General features: G+C 66.4%; 10 protein-coding genes. 6 read left to right on the top strand and 4 right to left on the bottom strand.

Annotated features, from left to right (window positions below):
* Positions 1–39: 39 nt before the first annotated feature.
* Positions 40–375, bottom strand: a complete 336-nt coding sequence (locus tag D7V77_RS21355) for a ferredoxin (protein WP_120558865.1) — start codon at positions 373–375, stop codon at positions 40–42.
* 582 nt (positions 376–957) lie between these two features.
* Between D7V77_RS21355 and D7V77_RS21360 the strand changes: the two genes are divergently transcribed.
* On the top strand, positions 958–3,774 hold the full coding sequence (locus tag D7V77_RS21360) for a vitamin B12-dependent ribonucleotide reductase (protein WP_120578135.1): 2,817 nt from the start codon (positions 958–960) through the stop codon (positions 3,772–3,774).
* A 70-nt stretch (positions 3,775–3,844) separates the two neighbouring features.
* On the opposite strand, the gene D7V77_RS45750 is transcribed toward D7V77_RS21360, so the two are convergent.
* The 3 genes from D7V77_RS45750 to D7V77_RS21380 all read right to left on the bottom strand — a co-directional run bounded on the left by D7V77_RS45750 (position 3,845) and on the right by D7V77_RS21380 (position 10,920).
* On the bottom strand, positions 3,845–8,077 hold the full coding sequence (locus D7V77_RS45750; protein ID WP_158624454.1) for a hypothetical protein: 4,233 nt from the start codon (positions 8,075–8,077) through the stop codon (positions 3,845–3,847).
* Between the two features lie 99 nt (positions 8,078–8,176).
* A complete protein-coding gene (locus tag D7V77_RS21375; RefSeq protein ID WP_120578136.1) occupies positions 8,177–9,571 on the bottom strand; it encodes an undecaprenyl-phosphate glucose phosphotransferase in 1,395 nt (464 codons plus the stop codon).
* 218 nt (positions 9,572–9,789) lie between these two features.
* Positions 9,790–10,920, bottom strand: coding sequence for a glycosyltransferase (locus D7V77_RS21380; RefSeq protein WP_120578137.1), 1,131 nt, complete (start codon positions 10,918–10,920; stop codon positions 9,790–9,792).
* A gap of 92 nt (positions 10,921–11,012) precedes the next feature.
* Between D7V77_RS21380 and D7V77_RS21385 the strand changes: the two genes are divergently transcribed.
* The 5 genes from D7V77_RS21385 to D7V77_RS21395 all read left to right on the top strand — a co-directional run bounded on the left by D7V77_RS21385 (position 11,013) and on the right by D7V77_RS21395 (position 16,467).
* Positions 11,013–12,083 (top strand): glycosyltransferase family 1 protein, encoded by a 1,071-nt coding sequence (locus tag D7V77_RS21385; protein ID WP_211486996.1) that lies wholly within the window; start codon positions 11,013–11,015, stop codon positions 12,081–12,083.
* Positions 12,080–12,220: a hypothetical protein gene (locus D7V77_RS43800; protein WP_158624455.1), complete on the top strand. Its 141-nt coding sequence runs from the start codon at positions 12,080–12,082 to the stop codon at positions 12,218–12,220. The genes D7V77_RS21385 and D7V77_RS43800 overlap by 4 nt, the downstream gene beginning before the upstream one ends.
* Before the next feature lie 197 nt (positions 12,221–12,417).
* A complete protein-coding gene (locus D7V77_RS21390; RefSeq protein WP_233597141.1) occupies positions 12,418–14,688 on the top strand; it encodes a patatin-like phospholipase family protein in 2,271 nt (756 codons plus the stop codon).
* Positions 14,689–14,893: 205 nt separating this feature from the next.
* Positions 14,894–15,418 (top strand): hypothetical protein, encoded by a 525-nt coding sequence (locus tag D7V77_RS43315; protein WP_147452120.1) that lies wholly within the window; start codon positions 14,894–14,896, stop codon positions 15,416–15,418.
* Positions 15,419–15,426: 8 nt separating this feature from the next.
* A complete protein-coding gene (locus D7V77_RS21395) occupies positions 15,427–16,467 on the top strand; it encodes a serine/threonine-protein kinase (RefSeq protein ID WP_120578139.1) in 1,041 nt (346 codons plus the stop codon).
* The last annotated feature ends 786 nt before the right edge of the window (positions 16,468–17,253 follow it).

Consider the following 17,253-nt stretch of genomic DNA (forward strand, 5'->3'; position numbering starts at 1 on the left):
GCGGTTCCCCAGGGCGGGGCGCGAGGCGGGAAACCGCCTTCAGCGCTCCGCCTTCTTGTTGAAGGGCATCAGCAGCCGCTCCACGGGGCGCCCCTGCACCAGGTGCTCCTCCACGATGGTGGGCACGTCCTCCACCTTCACGCCGCCGTACCAGGTGCCCTCCGGGTAGACGACCACGGAGACGCCGAAGGCGCACGTGTCCACGCAGCCCGCCGCGTTGGCGCGCATGCTGCGCTTGAGGCCGCGCTTGTCGAGCTCCTCCTTGAAGGCCGCCCGCACCTCCTCGCCTCCCTTGGTGGCGCAGCACCCCTTGGGGTTGCCGTCCGGGCGACGGTTGGTGCAGACGAAGACGTGGCGTTCGAAGGGAGGCGGCATGGTCCGCCTCCTAACGCGCCCGGGCGTCGAAATCGACGCCGCCGTTCGGCAGGCGACCGTCCAGGCCCACCCCGCCCGGTCCTGATGTCGCCGGGCCGCTGGAGCGCCCCTACGCCCGGCGCACGGACTGCCAGCAAACATCCGTCAGTGATCACAAGCGCTTGGACAGGCGCCCTTCCCCGCCTGTCCGATTTCGCATGGTCATGGCCATACATTGCCAGCCACAACAGGCGTTGCGAGTCACAGGCGGGGTTCCTAGATCCAACTTGAGGTAGCTGTTCAGCCACCCAACGCCCACACCAAATACAGTGTGTATGCGAGGACCTGATACTAGATATAGGGGAATGGGCGATGTTGACGGACCCCACCAGCGATCATATTGATCCGCCCGCCCGGCGGGTGGGCAGTCAGGCCCGGGCCCGGATTCCAGGGGTGGACCCTCTGGCTTCTGCCCATCCCGGACCATCCCAACGCTGCCGTCCCCGTACCTGGAAGTGATCATCGGATCCCCTGGGATCTCGCGGCGTTGGCTATTTTGCAAATTTTGCATCAGCACTCTCAGTGGATTTGGAGGCGGGCGTCATGGAGAAGGAACTGAGCGGGAAGCCGGTGGTGGGGGGCAGGGAGCCGCGGCGCGGCGGCCGTGCGAAGGGCAAGGCCGCGGTGTCCTCCACGGGGCTGAGCGTGGAGCGCTTCTTCACGACGCCCGGGGTGGATCCGGCGGACGAGCTGGCGTGGGAGCACCGCAGCGCGAGCATCAAGGGCGAGGACGGCAAGGTCGTCTTCGATCAGAAGGACATCGAGGTCCCCCGCTCCTGGTCGATGCTGGCGACGAACGTCGTGGCGTCGAAGTACTTCCGGGGCACGCCCGGCACGCCCGAGCGTGAGACGAGCGTGCGCAAGCTGGTGGCGCGCGTGGTGGACACCCTCACCCGCTGGGGCGAGGACGGGCACTACTTCGCGTCGGCGGTGGACCGCGAGGCGTTCCACGCGGAGCTGACGCATCTGCTGCTGCGCCAGAAGGCGGCGTTCAACTCGCCCGTCTGGTTCAACGTGGGCGTGGAGGAGCACCCGCAGTGTTCGGCGTGCTTCATCAACAGCGTGGACGACAACATGGAGTCCATCCTGGGGCTGGCGCGCACGGAGGGCATGCTCTTCAAGTACGGCAGCGGCACGGGCTCCAACCTGTCCAGCATCCGCGGCAGCAAGGAGCTGCTGGCGGGCGGCGGCACCGCGTCCGGCCCGGTGTCGTTCATGCGCGGCTTCGACGCGTTCGCGGGCGTCATCAAGAGCGGCGGCAAGACGCGGCGCGCGGCGAAGATGGTCATCCTCAACGCCGGGCACCCGGACATCCTCGAGTTCATCCGCTGCAAGTCGAACGAGGAGAAGAAGGCCTGGGCGCTGATCGAGGCGGGCTACGACCCGTCCTTCAACGGCGAGGCCTACGGGTCGGTGTACTTCCAGAACTCCAACAACTCCGTGCGCGTCACCGACGACTTCATGAAGGCGGTGGTGAACGACGGTCCGTGGCAGACGCGCGCGGTGCGCGACGGCCAGGTGATGGAGACCTACAAGGCCCGTGAGCTGTTCCGCGAAATCGCGGAGGCGGCGCACCTGTGCGGCGATCCGGGCCTCCAGTACGACACCACGGTGAACGCGTGGCACACGTGCTCCGGCACGGCGCGCATCAACGCGTCCAACCCCTGCTCCGAGTACATGTTCCTGGATGACTCGGCCTGCAACCTGGCGTCGCTCAACCTGATGCACTTCCGCACGCTGGAGGGTGGCTTCGACGTGGCCGCCTTCAAGCACGCGGTGAACGTGGTGCTGCTGGCGCAGGAGATCATCGTCGGCTTCAGCCGCTACCCCACCGAGCGCATCGCGAAGAACAGCCACGACTACCGTCCGCTGGGCCTGGGCTACGCGAACCTGGGCGCGCTGCTGATGGCGTCCGGCCTGCCCTACGACTCCTCTGCTGGCCGCAACCTGGCGGGGGCCATCACCTCGCTCATGTGCGGCGAGGCGTACGCGATGAGCGCGCGCATCGCGGAGAAGCAGGGCGCATTCGCGGGCTACGGCAACAACGCGGAGCCCATGCTCGGCGTCATCCGCAAGCACCGCAAGGCGGCGTACCAGCTGCCCGTGGACGGCGTGAGCGCGGAGCTGCACGCGGCGCAGAAGGAGGCGTGGGACGACGCGCTGGCGCGCGGCACGGAGCACGGCTACCGCAACAGCCAGGTGACGGTGCTCGCGCCCACGGGGACCATCGGCTTCATGATGGACTGCGACACCACGGGCATCGAGCCGGACATCGCGCTGATCAAATACAAGAAGCTGGTCGGCGGCGGCATGTTGAAGATCGTCAACCAGACGGTGCCGCTGGCGCTGGAGAAGCTGGGCTACCCGCAGACGCAGGCGCAGGACATCATCGCGTACCTGGACAAGCACGACACCATCGAGGGCGCTCCGCACCTGAAGCCGGAGCACCTGCCGGTGTTCGACTGCGCGTTCAAGCCGTCCAAGGGCCAGCGCAGCATCCACTGGATGGGCCACATCGAGATGATGTCCGCGGCACAGCCGTTCCTCTCCGGCGCCATCTCCAAGACGGTGAACCTGCCGAATGACGCCTCGGTGGAGGACATCGAAAAGGCATACATCGAGGCGTGGCGCAGCGGACTGAAGGCCGTGGCGGTGTACCGCGACGGGTGCAAGCGCACGCAGCCGCTCAACACGTCGCAGGACAAGGCCCCCGAGAAGGCTCCGGAATCCCGCCGCGCGGTGGCGGAGCCCGCCCCCGCCGTGACGCCGGAGCCCAAGGCGCTGCGCCGCCGGCTGCCGGACGAGCGGCAGTCCATCACGCACAAGTTCTCCATCGGCGGCCACGAGGGCTACCTGACGGTGGGCATGTACGAGGACGGCAAGCCGGGCGAGCTCTTCGTCGTGATGGCGAAGGAGGGCTCGGTGGTGAGCGGCCTGATGGACAGCTTCGCCACCAGCGTGTCGTTGGCGCTCCAGTACGGCGTGCCGCTGCAGGTGCTGGCGGACAAGTTCTGCCACACCCGCTACGAGCCGAGCGGCTTCACGGGCAACCCGGCCATCCCCATCGCCAAGTCCATCACCGACTACATCTTCCGGTGGCTGTCGCTGAAGTTCCTGCCCACGGAGCCCCGCGCGGACGACGTGGAGGTGACGCCGGTGGAGGAGGCCCGTCCGGAGCCGGTGACGCAGGCGGCGGTGCCGGCCCAGGTGGGGACGCTGCAGCTGTCCGCGATGAACTCGCGCAGCACGTACCTGAACCAGGCGGACGCCCCGCCCTGCCACCAGTGCGGCGCCATCACCGTGCGCAGCGGCGCCTGCTACAAGTGCACGAACTGCGGCACGACGACGGGCTGCAGCTAAAGCGCCGCGTCGGTCTTGAGCTGAAGTGAGATAGGGCTCCGGGGCTTCAAGCTCCGGAGCCCTTCGTGTTTCAGGGGAAGCGATGGAGGCGGGTGCAGATCTCCACGGCCCTGTCCGCGATGCGACCCAGCTCTTCCAGCATGGCGACCTCCAGGGGCGAGGGGCCGTGCTCGGCGACGAAGAAGGCCACGGGCTGGCCTCGCGAGTGGAGCGGGAAGACGAGCAGGTGGGACTCGGACTCGCCGCACAGCGCGGAGAAGATGGCCTCGTCCTGAGGCACTTGCGGGGCGCTGAAGACGCTGGGGCTGGGGCCGTTCAGAGCGGAGGTGAAGAGGGACGGCGCGTCCAGGTCCACCTTGAGCGCGGTGACCTCCGGACGGTCGCTGCCAGGACCCCAGGCACGGCCCACGCGCGCGAGCCCGAAGCTGTCACCCAGGAGGAACGCCCGGCGGAAGCGGCCCGCGCTGTAGGCCAGCAGCACCTTGCCGACCATGCCCTGCGAGTCCGCCGTGTCGAGCGCGGAGAGGACCTGTTCCGCGGAGACGGCGGGACCGTGCGTCGGCGTGTCGGTGGACGCGCTGGCGGCGGCGAGCAGGGCCTGGGCGGGATCGACCTGCTCGGAGGCCTGCGGCTGCCACGGCTGCTGCATGAACTCCCATGCGGAGGCCAGGGCCACGCCGTCCTCGGAGGCAGCGGGCGCGGCGGCGGGGACGTCCAGGTCGACGACGCGGTCCGCCCAGGTGGTCTCCGGGTTGTGGCCCACGGAGCCCTCCCCTTCCCCGCCGCCCTGCCAGCCCACGAACTCCCACGTGGAGGCGAGTTGCATGGGTTCCTCGGAGGAGGTGGGCAGGTCGTCGAGCGCGATGGGCGTCCGGTCGCGGACGGGCGCTGGAGACGCGGCCACGAGGCGCGGCTTCGGCAGGGCCACGGGCTCTTCGGCGGGCGGCGGCGTGGCGACGGGTTCGGGTGCCACTTCCGTGTGGGAGACGAGGGCGACCTCGAACTCCGGGGGGACTTCGGCTTGATGCTCCTCGGTGGGCGCGGGGCTGGGCGCCTCCGCCGGAGGAGCGATGCTCACGGAGTCGGACTTCGGTGCGGCGGCGACCTGCCAGGACTCGGCCTCCGAAGACGCGGAGGGCTTCTGCGAGTCTCCCGCCAGGCTGAACTCGAGCGCGTCGGCCTCAGCGTCCTGCGTGGCTGAGGCAATGACAAACGCCTCCGGAACGTTCGCTTCAGGCGAAGGCTCCGTGGAGGTGGACGCCTCCGAGGGGAGGCTCTCCGGCTTCGAGGCTTCGAGGGCGACGGGCGCTTCCGGAACGGCCGCGAGCTCCGTCGCATCCAACAGCCCGCCATCCTTCGGGGCGTCAGGCGTGGCGATGGATTCCTGCGCGGGTGATCCCTTCGCGCCAGCCGTGGCTGCGTCAGGCGCGGCGTCCCAGACGGGTTCAGCCTCGGGAATGGGCTGGGGCTCGTGGGACTCGGCGGCCATCAAGCCTGCGACTTCGAGCACGCCCGTGGCTTCGGGGGCCTGAGGCGCGTGCGACTCGGCGGACAGCACTGCTTCGACTTCGAGCACGCCCGTGGCTTCGGCGGCCTGGGCCCGTTGTGGTTCGGCGGCCATCACCGCTTCGACTTCGAGCACGCCCGTGGATTCGGCGACCGGCGCCTCGTGTGGCTCGGCAGCCATCACCGCTTCGACGCCGAGCACGCCTGTGGCTTCGGCGACCGGCGCCTCGTGTGGCTCGGCAGCCATCACCGCTTCGACTTCGAGGACGTCCGTGGCTTCGGCGGCGTGCGGCTCGGCGGAAATCACGTCCTCGACTTCGAGAACGTCCGTGGCTTCGGCGGCGTGCGGCTCGGCGGAAATCACATCTTCGACTTCGAGGATGTCCGTGGCTTCGGTGGCCTGGGCCTTCTGAGGCTCGACGGACATCACCGCATCGACTTCGAGGACGTCCGAGGCTTCGGCAACCCGCGCCTCGTGTGGCTCGGCGGAAATCACGTCCTCGACGTCGAGGATGTCCGCAGCCTCCGCAGCGGTCGCGGCGGGCAGCTCCGCGGACACGGCGTCCACGTCTTCGAGGATGTCGTCGGAGAGATCATCCCCGGTCAGGATCGCCGCGGACTCGGACGCCTTCTCGGGAGCGGCCGCGACAGGTGCAACGTCGAGCGGCACGGGACTCGGACTGACGTCGGCGTCGGCGAGAAGCTCTGCGTCCAGCACCAGCTCAGACAACGACGAACTCGGGGCGGGCGTGGCGATGGCGGCGTCTGCCTTCGCATTCAACGGTGCATCCGCGACGTCCGCAGCCACCTGCTCCGCGGGAGCGGCAGCAGTGAATGCATCGCCCCACTCACCTCCGAGGTCCGGCACCGAATCACTGGCTGCCGGGACTTCCTCGACGGAGGCCACCACGGGAGCCACGGCCGCCGTGATGGTTCGAGTCACTCCGGAAGGGCGTCGAGCCGCTGGGGGCTGGGCTCCACCGGAAGGCCGCTCCATGACAGGAATTGAGGCACCCGCCACGTCCTGGGGAATCCCTGCCAGCGCAGCCCCCGCAACTGGCGAAGCCTGGGCCGTTCGCGCACCCGCAGGAGCGAGGCCCACGGAGGCACTCGTTTCCCCAGACAGCCCTTGAGGCGCAATGGCAGGCACACTGCCTTGAGCGGCATTCGCTGCCGCAGACAGGCCTTGCGCCGGACCAGACATCCCGTGAGCCGTCGCGGGCGACAGCACATTCGTCGCGCCCTGTGCCATCGCGGCCGGAGGTACGGCGACAGCACCTGGACGAGGCGGCGGAACGAACGCCGGAGCACCGGGAGGAGGCACGGCGACACCCGGTGCGCCAGCAGCCACCGAAGGCACGACTCCAGAGGGAGGCCCCTGCCGCGGCGGCGCTCCCGGAGGAGGCGGCTGGACAGGACGTCCCTGCACGGCATTCGGCGGCATGGCGCCCGGAGGCCCCATGGGACGCGCACCCGGAGGAGCCCCGGCACCGGGAACCCCAGGCGCGGGCGGAGGACGCTGACCCGGAGGAACAGGCCCCGCGCCACCTGGAGCCATCATCACCGGCGCGGGCATGCCCGGCGGAGGCCGAGGCGCCGCTCCCGGCGGCATGCCCGGAGCTCCCGGCGGAGGCCCCGCGCGGACCATGCCCGGAGGCATCGGTGCACCCGGAGGCCCCACGGGTCGCGGCCCCGGCACACCAGGAGCGGCGGGACGCATGCCCGGAGGTGGCGTCTTCGGCACAGCGGGGATCCCCGTCGCGGAAGGCCGAGCCGCCGGAGGTACGGGCCCGCCCCGTCCAATCATCCCGGGAGGCTGCCCCCCCGGCGGAGGCGCCACACGCGGAGGCATTCCCGCGCCTGACGGAACCGCTCCAGGCACAACGCCCATCGGCGCAGCCCCAGGCGGAGCAACTCCCGGAGCCACCGGCATCCCCGGAGCCGCCGACGGAAGCCCACCCGCCGCACCCTGCCGGGCCACCAAGCCCGGAGGCTGTGCCGCCAATCGCGGCGGCGCGGCCGGAGGACTCACACCGGGCCGAGCCGCCTCAATGACAGGCGGAGCCCGCACCGGCTCGCCCATCACGATGTCCGGAAGCTCCTCGCCGATGATGGCCGCGTCGGCGATGTCCGCGTCGGCCTCGGAGTCCTCCGAGTCATCACTGAGGAACTGTCCGGGCGCGAGCCCGCCGAACATCCCCGCGACCTCGGGCTCCGCGCGCACGGGCGCGGGCGGAGGCGGTACGGCCGGCGGAGGCACGACCACCGGCGCCGCCATGGCCACAGGGGCGACAGGAGCCACCGCCGCCATGGATACCGAACGCCGCGCGGGCAGCGGAATGGCCGGCTTCAGCGGGCGCGTCGGCCGGTCGATGTCGTAGCGCTTGCTCAGGTAGTGGAAGAGCCGCAGCTCCGGCACCACGTACGGGACGATGCGCATGCCGGTGATGAAACCGAGCGCATCCGTGGTCTGCAGATCCAACGGGTTGGCCATCGCGACCTTCAGCCGCCGGCCCTCCACCGCGAGCGGGAACGCCTGGTGCTTCTCCGCCTGATCCGCGTTGAGCAGCTTCAGCGTCGCGTCCGTGACGGCGTCGAAGTCCGCCTCCATCGCGACGGGCAACCGGGTCAGCTCGCCCAGCACCATGCCCACCGTCTCGATGTCGAGGAACCCCAGCTCCACGAGCCGGGAGCCCAACCGGCCTCCATGCACGAGCTGCGCGCTCATGCCCTGGTCGAGCTGCGCCTGCGTCAGGAGGCCCTTGCGGACCAGCGTCAATCCCAGCTTGTCGCCCATGTCGGCCCGCAGTCTAAACGGCTTCGCGGTGCCAATGAGAGGGTGCGCACGAATACGACCTGCGCACCCGTCCTGCTCGCCTGCCCGGTGGCGCCCGGGTCAGTACGCGTTCTTCGACAGGAACCCACCCAGCGCGGTGCGCAGGAGGATCTTCAGGTCCATCAGGAGCGACCAGTTCTCGATGTAGTACAGGTCGTACTCGATGCGCTTCTGGATGGACGTCTGGCCGCGCAGGCCGTTGATCTGCGCCCAGCCGGTGATGCCGGCCTTCACCTTGTGGCGCAGGTGGTAGCGCGGAATCTGGCGCTTGAACTCCTCGATGAAGACGGGCCGCTCCGGACGCGGGCCCACGAGGCTCATGTCGCCCCGGAGCACGTTGAAGAACTGGGGCAGCTCATCCAGCGAGTACTTGCGCAGGAACGTGCCCACCGGCGTGCGGCGAGCGTCCACCGCGCTGGCCATGGTGGCGCCCTGGACCTCCGCGTCCACGCGCATGGTGCGGAACTTGAGGATGGCGAAGGTCCGCCCGTCCATGCCCATCCGCTCCTGGCGGTAGAGGATGGGGCCCTTGCTGGTGAAGCGCACCAGCAGGGCGGTGAACACCATCATCGGCGCGCTGACGGCGATGGCCACCAGGGAGAACAGCACGTCGAACACGCGCTTGGCCACGCGGCTCCAGCCGTCCATGGGGTCGCCCTGGAGGCTGATGATGGGCAGGCCGCCGAACTCCTCCAGGCCGCCGTACAGGGTGATGTACTGGTACAGGTCCGGCACCACCTTGACGTCCACGGTGCGCAGGGCCAGCTGTTCCATCAGCGGCTTCACGCGCGCCTGGTCCTCCAGCGGCACGGCGATGATGACCTGATCCACGGGGTGGGCATCCAGGTAGGACTCCACCTCGCCCACGTGGCCCACCACGCGCACGCCGCCCACCCACTGGCCGACCTTCTCCTCCTTCAGCGCCAGCACGCCCGTCACGCGGAAGCCCAGCTCGCGGTGGCTCTCCACGGTCTCGATGGTGCGCAGCCCCAGCTCCTCCTCGCCGATGACGAGGATGGACTTGAGGTTGTAGCCACGCCGGCGCACCTCGCTGAGCAGGTGGCGCATGACCATGCGCGATACGGCGATGAGCGTGAAGGCGTAGACGACGAAGATGGCCAGCGTGAGGCGCGAGTAGCGCTCGCGGATGAAGTACGTCACCGCCACCAGCACGAGCGTCGCGGTGATGGTGGCCTTGAAGAGCTCGAACAGCTCCCCCATGTGCGAGCGCGCGCGGTTGGTCGCGTACAGCCGGGCCCGCTGGAACGTCATCGGGAAGATGACCAGCACCATCACCAGGGAGACGAACGTCTCACCCGGGGGCGGGACACCCTCCGTGATGGGGAACACGCCGCTGAAGCGGGTGAAGTACGCGAGCACGAACGCCACCCCGAGCATCCCCGCGTCGGCGGCGACCTTGATGGACGTGTAGAAGCGCTGCAGGCGACCAAACACCGCGGTGACTCCTGACGGGGGACGAGGACCGTCCGTCGGATGCAAGACACGCACCCTGAGCCCCGGGAGCCCTCAAGCGCCCGGGCCCCTCCCCCGGGGCGGCGTCCTACCACGGGTTTTTCCGTGAAACCAAGGGGTTGCACCGGAGGGCAGCGGACAGAAGACGTCCCGCCGGGCAGGCAGGCCTCGGGAAACTGGGGACGGCGCGGACAGCGTTGTCACACCCCTGTGGCGAAAGGGGACATGCCCAGGAGGGCGTCCACCTCCGCCTGGATGGCCTGCTGGAAGCGGGCGCGGCTGAAGCGCTCGGCCTGGGCGCGGGCGTCTTCCGGGCGGAAGGACTGCTCCCAGGCGTCGAACTGGCGCACGGCGGCGGCGAGGGACGCGGGGGTCTGCTCCGGGAAGAAGAGACCCGTCCTGGGAGTGACGGTCTCCAGGGCGCCGCCCTTGCCGAAGGCGATGACGGGGCGGCCGGTGGCCTGGGCCTCCAGGGGGGTGATGCCGAAGTCCTCCTCGGGGGTGAAGAGGAGCGCGCGGGCGTCGCGGTAGAGGGCGGGGAGCGCGCTGTCGGGCACGTTGCCGAGGAACCGGATGTGGGGCGGAAGCGGACCGGACGTGAGGCGCGAGGCCTCCTGTCCCGTGCCCACGACCCAAAGGGGGGTGTCCAGGGAGCGGAAGGCCTCCAGGGCGACGTCCAGGCGCTTGTAGGGGGCGAAGGCGCCGAGCCACAGGAAGTAGCCGCCCTGCCCTCCTCCTTCGAGCGGCACCTGGGTGAAGCGTTCGAGCTCCACGGGGGGCGGGACGACGGAGGCCTCGCGGTCCCAGAAGCGGCGGATCTTCCCGGCGATGTGCTGGGAGTTGGCGACGATGCGGCCCACGCGCTGGGTGGAGGTGCGGTCCCAGTGTTGGAGGTAGGGGCGCACGGCGAGGGCGGCGGCGCGCACGGGGAGGCGGGTGCGGCCGGGGCCGAAGTACTCGTCGAACAGGTCCCACATGTACCGCATGGGAGCGTGGACGTAGCTCAGGTGGGGCACGCCGGGAGGCGCGTGGATGCCCTTGGCGACGCAGTGGCTGGAGGACAGGACCAGGTCGTAGTCGCCGGTGATGCGCAGGGCTTCGATGGCGCGGGGGAACAGCGGCAGGAAGTGCCGGTAGCGCGAGTGGATGCCGGGGATGTGCTGGAGGAACGACGTGGTGATGCGCCGGTCCTCGATGCGAGGGGACTGGCTGCCCGGCTGGTGGATGAGGGTGTAGAGGTCCGCGCTGGGGAACAGTTCGCAGAGGGCGTCGAGGACGCGTTCTCCGCCGCGGTGGGTGACGAGCCAGTCGTGGACGAGGGCGACCTTCACGGGTGGGCCTTCTAGCACTGGCGCGGCGGTGCGGGGGGAAGGCGGCGTGTGGTAGGCCAGGGAGCGTGCCTTCTGTCCTGCTCGACTTGAGAATGGTGCGCGGTCAGCTCCACGGCATCGCGAGGTACGCGCTGGAGCTGGCGCGCCGGCTGCCCGCCCTGGCCCCGGACCTGGAGTTCTCCGCGCTGGTGCCGGCGAAAGGGTTGCCTGACGACCTGGGCGACCTGACGCCGACGATTCCGTTGCACCGATCCAGGGCCGGGTACCTGTCGCCGACCGAGCAGCCGTTGCTGGCGTACGAGCTGGCGAAGCTGAAGCCGGACCTGTTCCACGCGACGTCGTTCTCGCTGCCACTGTTCTGGCCGGGCAAGTTGGTGGCCACGTTGCATGACGCGAACCACCTGGCGCTGGCGGACCAGTACACGCCGGTGCAGGCGATTTATTACAAGGCCGTGGTGGGACCGCGGGCGCGGCTGGCGACTGCGTTGATTACCGTGTCTGACTTCTCCCGGGAGGAGTTAGGGAAGTATCTGAAGATGTCGCCGTACCGGTTCCAGGTGATCCACAACGGTGTGGATTCAAGGTTCCAGCCGCCCACGGCGAGCGAGGCGAAGGCGTTCCGGGAGCGACATGAGTTGCCGGAGCGGTACATCGCGGTCGTGGGCAACGCGAAGCCGTTCAAGAACCTGGCGATGCTGGGCAAGTTCGCGCCGGAGCTACCGGTGCCGCTGGTGCTGCTCGCGGGCAAGGGTGCGGTGGCGCACGAAGTGGGCCTGCACGAGAACGTCATCGACATTGAGCAACTGCCTGAGTCGGAGATGCCGTTGTTCTATGGGTCCGCGACTGCGCTGCTATTGCCGTCGAAGTACGAGGGATTTGGATTACCTGCACTGGAAGCCATGGCGTCCGGGTGCCCTGTCATTGCGGCAGACGCGACAGCACTACCGGAGGTCGTGGGTGATGCGGCGCTTCGAGTCCCGCCCGACGACTTGAAGTCCTGGCATGAAACAACGCTACGAGTTCTCAGGGACGAGAACCTGCGCCGGAGTCTGATGGAGTTGGGGCGAGAGCGAGCTGCGCGGTTCACCTGGGACCGATGCGCCCAACAGACCCTCGGCGTCTTCAAGCGAGCCCTTCTGGGAAGACAACCGGTGCGGCCATGACACTGAGGCGTAAAGGGACGCGGAGCATCGTCGTCGATGGGACGAACTATCGTTGGACGGTGGCTCCGAACGATGAGCCTGGACTCGGCATCGTCGTCGAGCGCGAGTCGGGAGGCGGCCAGCGCATGCTGACCTAGGTGGAGCACGGAACGATCATCGCGCCGGGCCTCGTCAGGGATGCCATCCTCTACGCGCTCGAATCAGGCTGGACCCCTGAGCTGCCAGGGGCCGAGTGGGTCTTCCGGCGCAGGTGACCCTGGTGTCTCATCGCGCTCAGCGGAGTGAGAAGCGTTCCATGATCGGCCCCGCAATTTCACGCGCCCAAGCAGGCCTGATGGCCCGCACCTTCGCTTGCGTGCTGCTCCTGGTTGCATCGGGCGCGAGTGCTCAGTCGTTCAACTCGCCACAAGCCGCAGCGGCGAAGGCCGTGTCGCTCACCGTGAGTGGAGGCGTGTCCCTGGGCACGTATGAGGCCGGGTTCCTCTACTACTCAGGGACGTCCTCCCAGGGCGAACGCGCCGTGGACCTGCGGCTCGTGACGGGCGCCTCCGCGGGAAGCCTCAATGCCTTGCTGGCGATCATGGCGACTTGTGGCGTGGATGCGTCCACGCCGGGCCAATCGTTGTTCTGGGACATCTGGGTTCCCATCGGGTTCAACGCTCTCTTCATTCCGACATCGACGATGCCGCTCGGAGTCTTCTCCCGGGAGGCACTGGAACGGCGCGCCTCCCATATCGAACAGGCCTGGAACCGGGGTCTGGATCGTGCCTGCGACGTGGTGCTCGGAGTTTCGACGACGCGCCTTTCACCTCGTGCCCTTCAGGCAGCGAACGGACGGCTCGATCTACCTCGGCTCGAAGAGAAGTTCGCCATTCGCATCCAGGGCCGCGGGCAAGGACGCTCTCCTCGCGCGACCAACTACACCACTCGAGAGGGCCGGCGACTGGAGCTGCTTGTCGAAACGGACGAGCACGGGGAGATTCCATTCGTGAATCTGCGCGAGTTGCTGCTCGCGTCCATGTCCTTTCCCATCGCGTTCCCGCCCCAACCCCTGCGAACCTGCGCGCCGAACGCCGCCGCGAAGCCTGGGGTCTGCCTTCCTTCGGAGGCGAGGCGCGAGCTCTTCATCGATGGCGGCGTCTTCGACAACACGCCACTGCGTCTGGCCGTAGGGCTCGCCCGTGATGGCCTTCGCGAAACCGCGGACGGCAAGCTGGAGTGGCGTCCAGTGCCCCAGCCCAACACACGCACGACGCCTCCCGGTATCGCGTTCGCCTTCATCGACCCGGACGCAACGGAGTACCCCGCCGCGCCCCCTCCCCAGGCGAGCGCCGGGCCCACTTCGCTGCCGGGAACACTCGCGGAGATCCTGGCGGCCTTCGTGGACACGGCGCGGTCCAAGGAACTGGCCATGCTGCTGGAGGAAGAGCCGGAGATCGCCAAGCGACTCACCCTGCCCCGCCGACACTTCCCCGCGGCCGGTGCGCCCCTCTTCGCCTTCCTGGGCTTCTTCGAAAGAAGCTTCCGTGTCTTCGATTTCTACCTGGGCATGTATGACGCCCGGCGGATGATGGATGACGCGTTCCGGGAAGGGCGCACCCAAGCGGAACAGCCTCGCGCGGCGGCGATGGATGGTGTTGGCGGATGGCAGCCCTTCGCCTGCATGAGCGCCGTCTATGACTCCTCACCGAGCGCGGAGCAGGCATGTCAGGGAGAAGCGCTGGAGGACTTCCGAGCGCTGTTGCAGATGTCCTTGGACCAGCTCTACGACGCATGCAGCAAGTCCGCAGGTACCGTTCCCCCAGCCACCTGGCGCAACGCGCACTGTGACCGCGCCATCGCGGGCCAGCCACCGCCCCATGTCCCGGGCCTCCAGCCCAACACGTGGCCGGACTGGAAGCAGCGCAAGGACGAATCGGAGTTGGCGTATTCGATGCGACTGCTGGGCGCCTACGGCTTCGGGTTCCGGGACCTTGGCGTCCCGAAGGGGCAAGGAGACCAGGCTGTCCTGCGCATACGCCACGCGCTGGGTGACGCGGCCATCCGGCTCGCGGCAGTGCAGCCCGCCGCCGACAAGCCCACGGTCCGCTTCGCCAGCAAGCTCGCGGTGGACAGCATCAGCTACGAGCCCCAGCGCATGTCGCTGCACATCACGATGGGGCCCACGGAGAGCGAGCTGGGCTTGAGCGTCGGGGCCTCCGAGATGCCGCTGTCGTCCGGGCTCCGGTTCGCAGGGGCACTTGGGTTCCGTGGCCTCGAGGACGTCCTCTCCTCCGGGAGCAGCAGCGATCCTCTTGGCGTGGCCCTCACAAGCGGACTGGAGTTCCAACCCCGTTCGGAGCAGACCTTCCTCTCACAGAGCCGCCTCGCGCTTCGCGCCGGATGGTTGTTCAGCGCGAACGACGGCTATGGGACAAACGTCTGCACGGACGGAGGCGCCAGCCATGTGACCGCGTGCTCACGGCCCGTGGTCCAGGCGCTCGTGGGCATCACGTTCCTGGAGTTCCTCCGTGCCCAGATCGTCGGCGAGTGGTTCCCTGGAACCAGCTCCCGGAAGACCCTCTGGTCCGTGGCCCCGGGCATCGGTCTGGAGCTTGGGCTCTAATTTCCCACGACCAAAACAACAGACTCTATCAGCAATGGCGTTTGCTCCTCAAGTTGGACACAGGACTCTTGCATCGCTCGTAGCTCCAGCCGACGCTAGAGTCCAATGTAGAGGAACCAAGCAACATGCAAGGGCAAGTCCTCAAACTCAACCTCATTGAGACACAACACCACCCACACAGGCACCACCACCAAATCCTCACTCCATGCCCAGCCCCTCAAAAACAAGAACAGCCATAGGCATCCGCGCCCATCCACAGCAGATATGGTACGCAATCCTTCAACAAGAAGACGAAAAAGCAACCACCCTCAACCTATCAATCCTTCGAATCCCCAAAGCATTGGCCATACCAGCAAAGCTCCGATTCATTCGCACAACCCTCCTCAATGTCATTGGAGAATATGGAGTCACCAGAGCAGGCATCAGAACCACCGAACCAACAGCTCAAAATCCCGACACCTTCAGACTCAACATCGAAGGAGTGGCACAAGAAGTCCTAGCCTCCGGTGCAGTTTCAACATATTTCGCGGGACCAATTTCAAAAATAGCCGGGTGCTTAAGCATCACACCAAGAACAGACGTCAAAGAGTACCTAGATGGAGCCAAGCCATACCCCGGAGAAAATAACTGGTCTAAACTTAAAAGGGAGGAAAGGGAGGCCTTCCTTGCTGCCCTCTGCGCGCTCGCCCTGCCTGAGCAAAATAGCCATCTCTCCACCGAAGAAGACTAAACACATCTATGATCGTCACAACAAAGCTGCGCTTCATCCAGTCACACAACCTGCCAAACCAAGGTCAAAACTCAAGGGTGTTTCTTGCCCACGACCCCCAACTCAAGGCAGACCTTGTAATCAAAGAAATTCCAAAATCACAGATAACCGATCCGGACGAATACTTCAGCGAATCGGCCATTCTATACGACGCAAGACATCCCAACGTTGTCGAGGTGAAGTATGCCTGCGAAGATGAAGACAACATCTATCTGGCCATGCCACAGTACGCCGAATCATTACAAGGCCTCATGGCATCGAGATTCCTCACCGTCCAAGAAATCGTCCAGATTGGCCTTGGATTCCTGACAGGCCTACATCACATCCACACCAAAAAGTTAATTCATTTTGACATTAAACCAGCAAACATTCTACTCGACAAGTCTAGACACCCCGCGCTCTCGGATTTTGGCCTGACACGTTTCTTAAACAGCAACGGACTTGCTACTCCGGCAAATCTTTACGACAAGATCTTCCCTCCAGAATACATGACCAAATCTAACGCATTGAGCTTGGCGGCCGACATCTACCAAGCCGGCCTCACGCTTTACCGCATGTGCAATGGAAACACTGACTTTGAGACACAATTCAACGCTCACAAGCCCAATTGGATGGATGCAATCATCGACGGCAATTTTCCCGATCGAGGCAAGTTTCTTCCACACATCCCCAAGCGCCTCAGGAAACTAATTAAAAAGGCCCTTTCTATCGATCAGGCCAGTCGATTTCACACTGCACTTGAACTTTCAAATGAACTGGCTCAGGTAGAAGAGTATCTCGACTGGACTTACACGCCCACGGCCGGGAATGGCGCCAGTTGGTATCGTCGTGGAGAGGGCTGTGTCTTCCAGGTCTCATTAAAGAAAAGCGGCTCCCAATACAGCATCGAGAGCTCGCGAATCAACACAGCGACAAGTACGAAGAGAAAAGTAACGGCCGGTACATTCTTGAATGTCAACCAAGTCGACGTAGAAGCCTCCGTCCAGACGGCCTTGACAGCGTGCAGCTAGCTGAACATATATTCAGCCGACCACATTCTCTTCAATGCGCATTGATAGTAACGATGGAGGCTCCCTTGGGAAAACCTAAGTTATTGATTTTACTAAACAAACCGTCGTCATATGTCACTCGGGAGTCGCTCGCTCGCCCAGCAGGCAGGAAGACATACGAAGAGCAGCTGGCTCAGTCGGGGGCACCCGATGTCGGCGGAAACTTTCGTCTAGAGCCTATACGCGGCTCTTATGCGCGTGTGGTGCCTAAAGATCCGAATCGAAAGCACAAGGGATGACAGTCCCTCTGCCTAGACTCTGCACTTGCCACTACGGCTCAACCAATTATTAAACACTACCCCCATCCTTTGGAAGCACTGGGGCGCCAATAGCAGTTCCCACAATCATCTATCGATATCAGAGCTCAAAACAAGACACTGCTTAACCAGAGAGCTCGCATCGACTGATTTAGGTTGTTCAGCGTGAACGGCGGCCACGGAAAGAGCCTCGGCACGAACAGAGGCGCCAGCCAAGTGACCGCGTGCTCACGGCCCGTCGTCCAGTTGCTCGTGAGCATCACCTTCCTGGAGTTCCTCCGGGCCCAGGTGGTCGGTGAGTGGTTCCCCGGAACCAGCTCCCGGAAGACACTCTGGTCCGTGGCCCCGGGCATCGGCTTGGAGCTAAGTAGGTCGCCAGAAGTTCTCTAACAAATCGCGCAGCCAGAAGCCCTCGGCGAGGCAGCCCGCCTTGCGGAGGGCGTCCTGGGGAGAAAGGCGCACTACCCAGCGGATGGCAGCGGCGACGTGC

Source organism: Corallococcus sp. CA041A, assembly GCF_003612075.1.
Classification (GTDB): domain Bacteria; phylum Myxococcota; class Myxococcia; order Myxococcales; family Myxococcaceae; genus Corallococcus; species Corallococcus exiguus.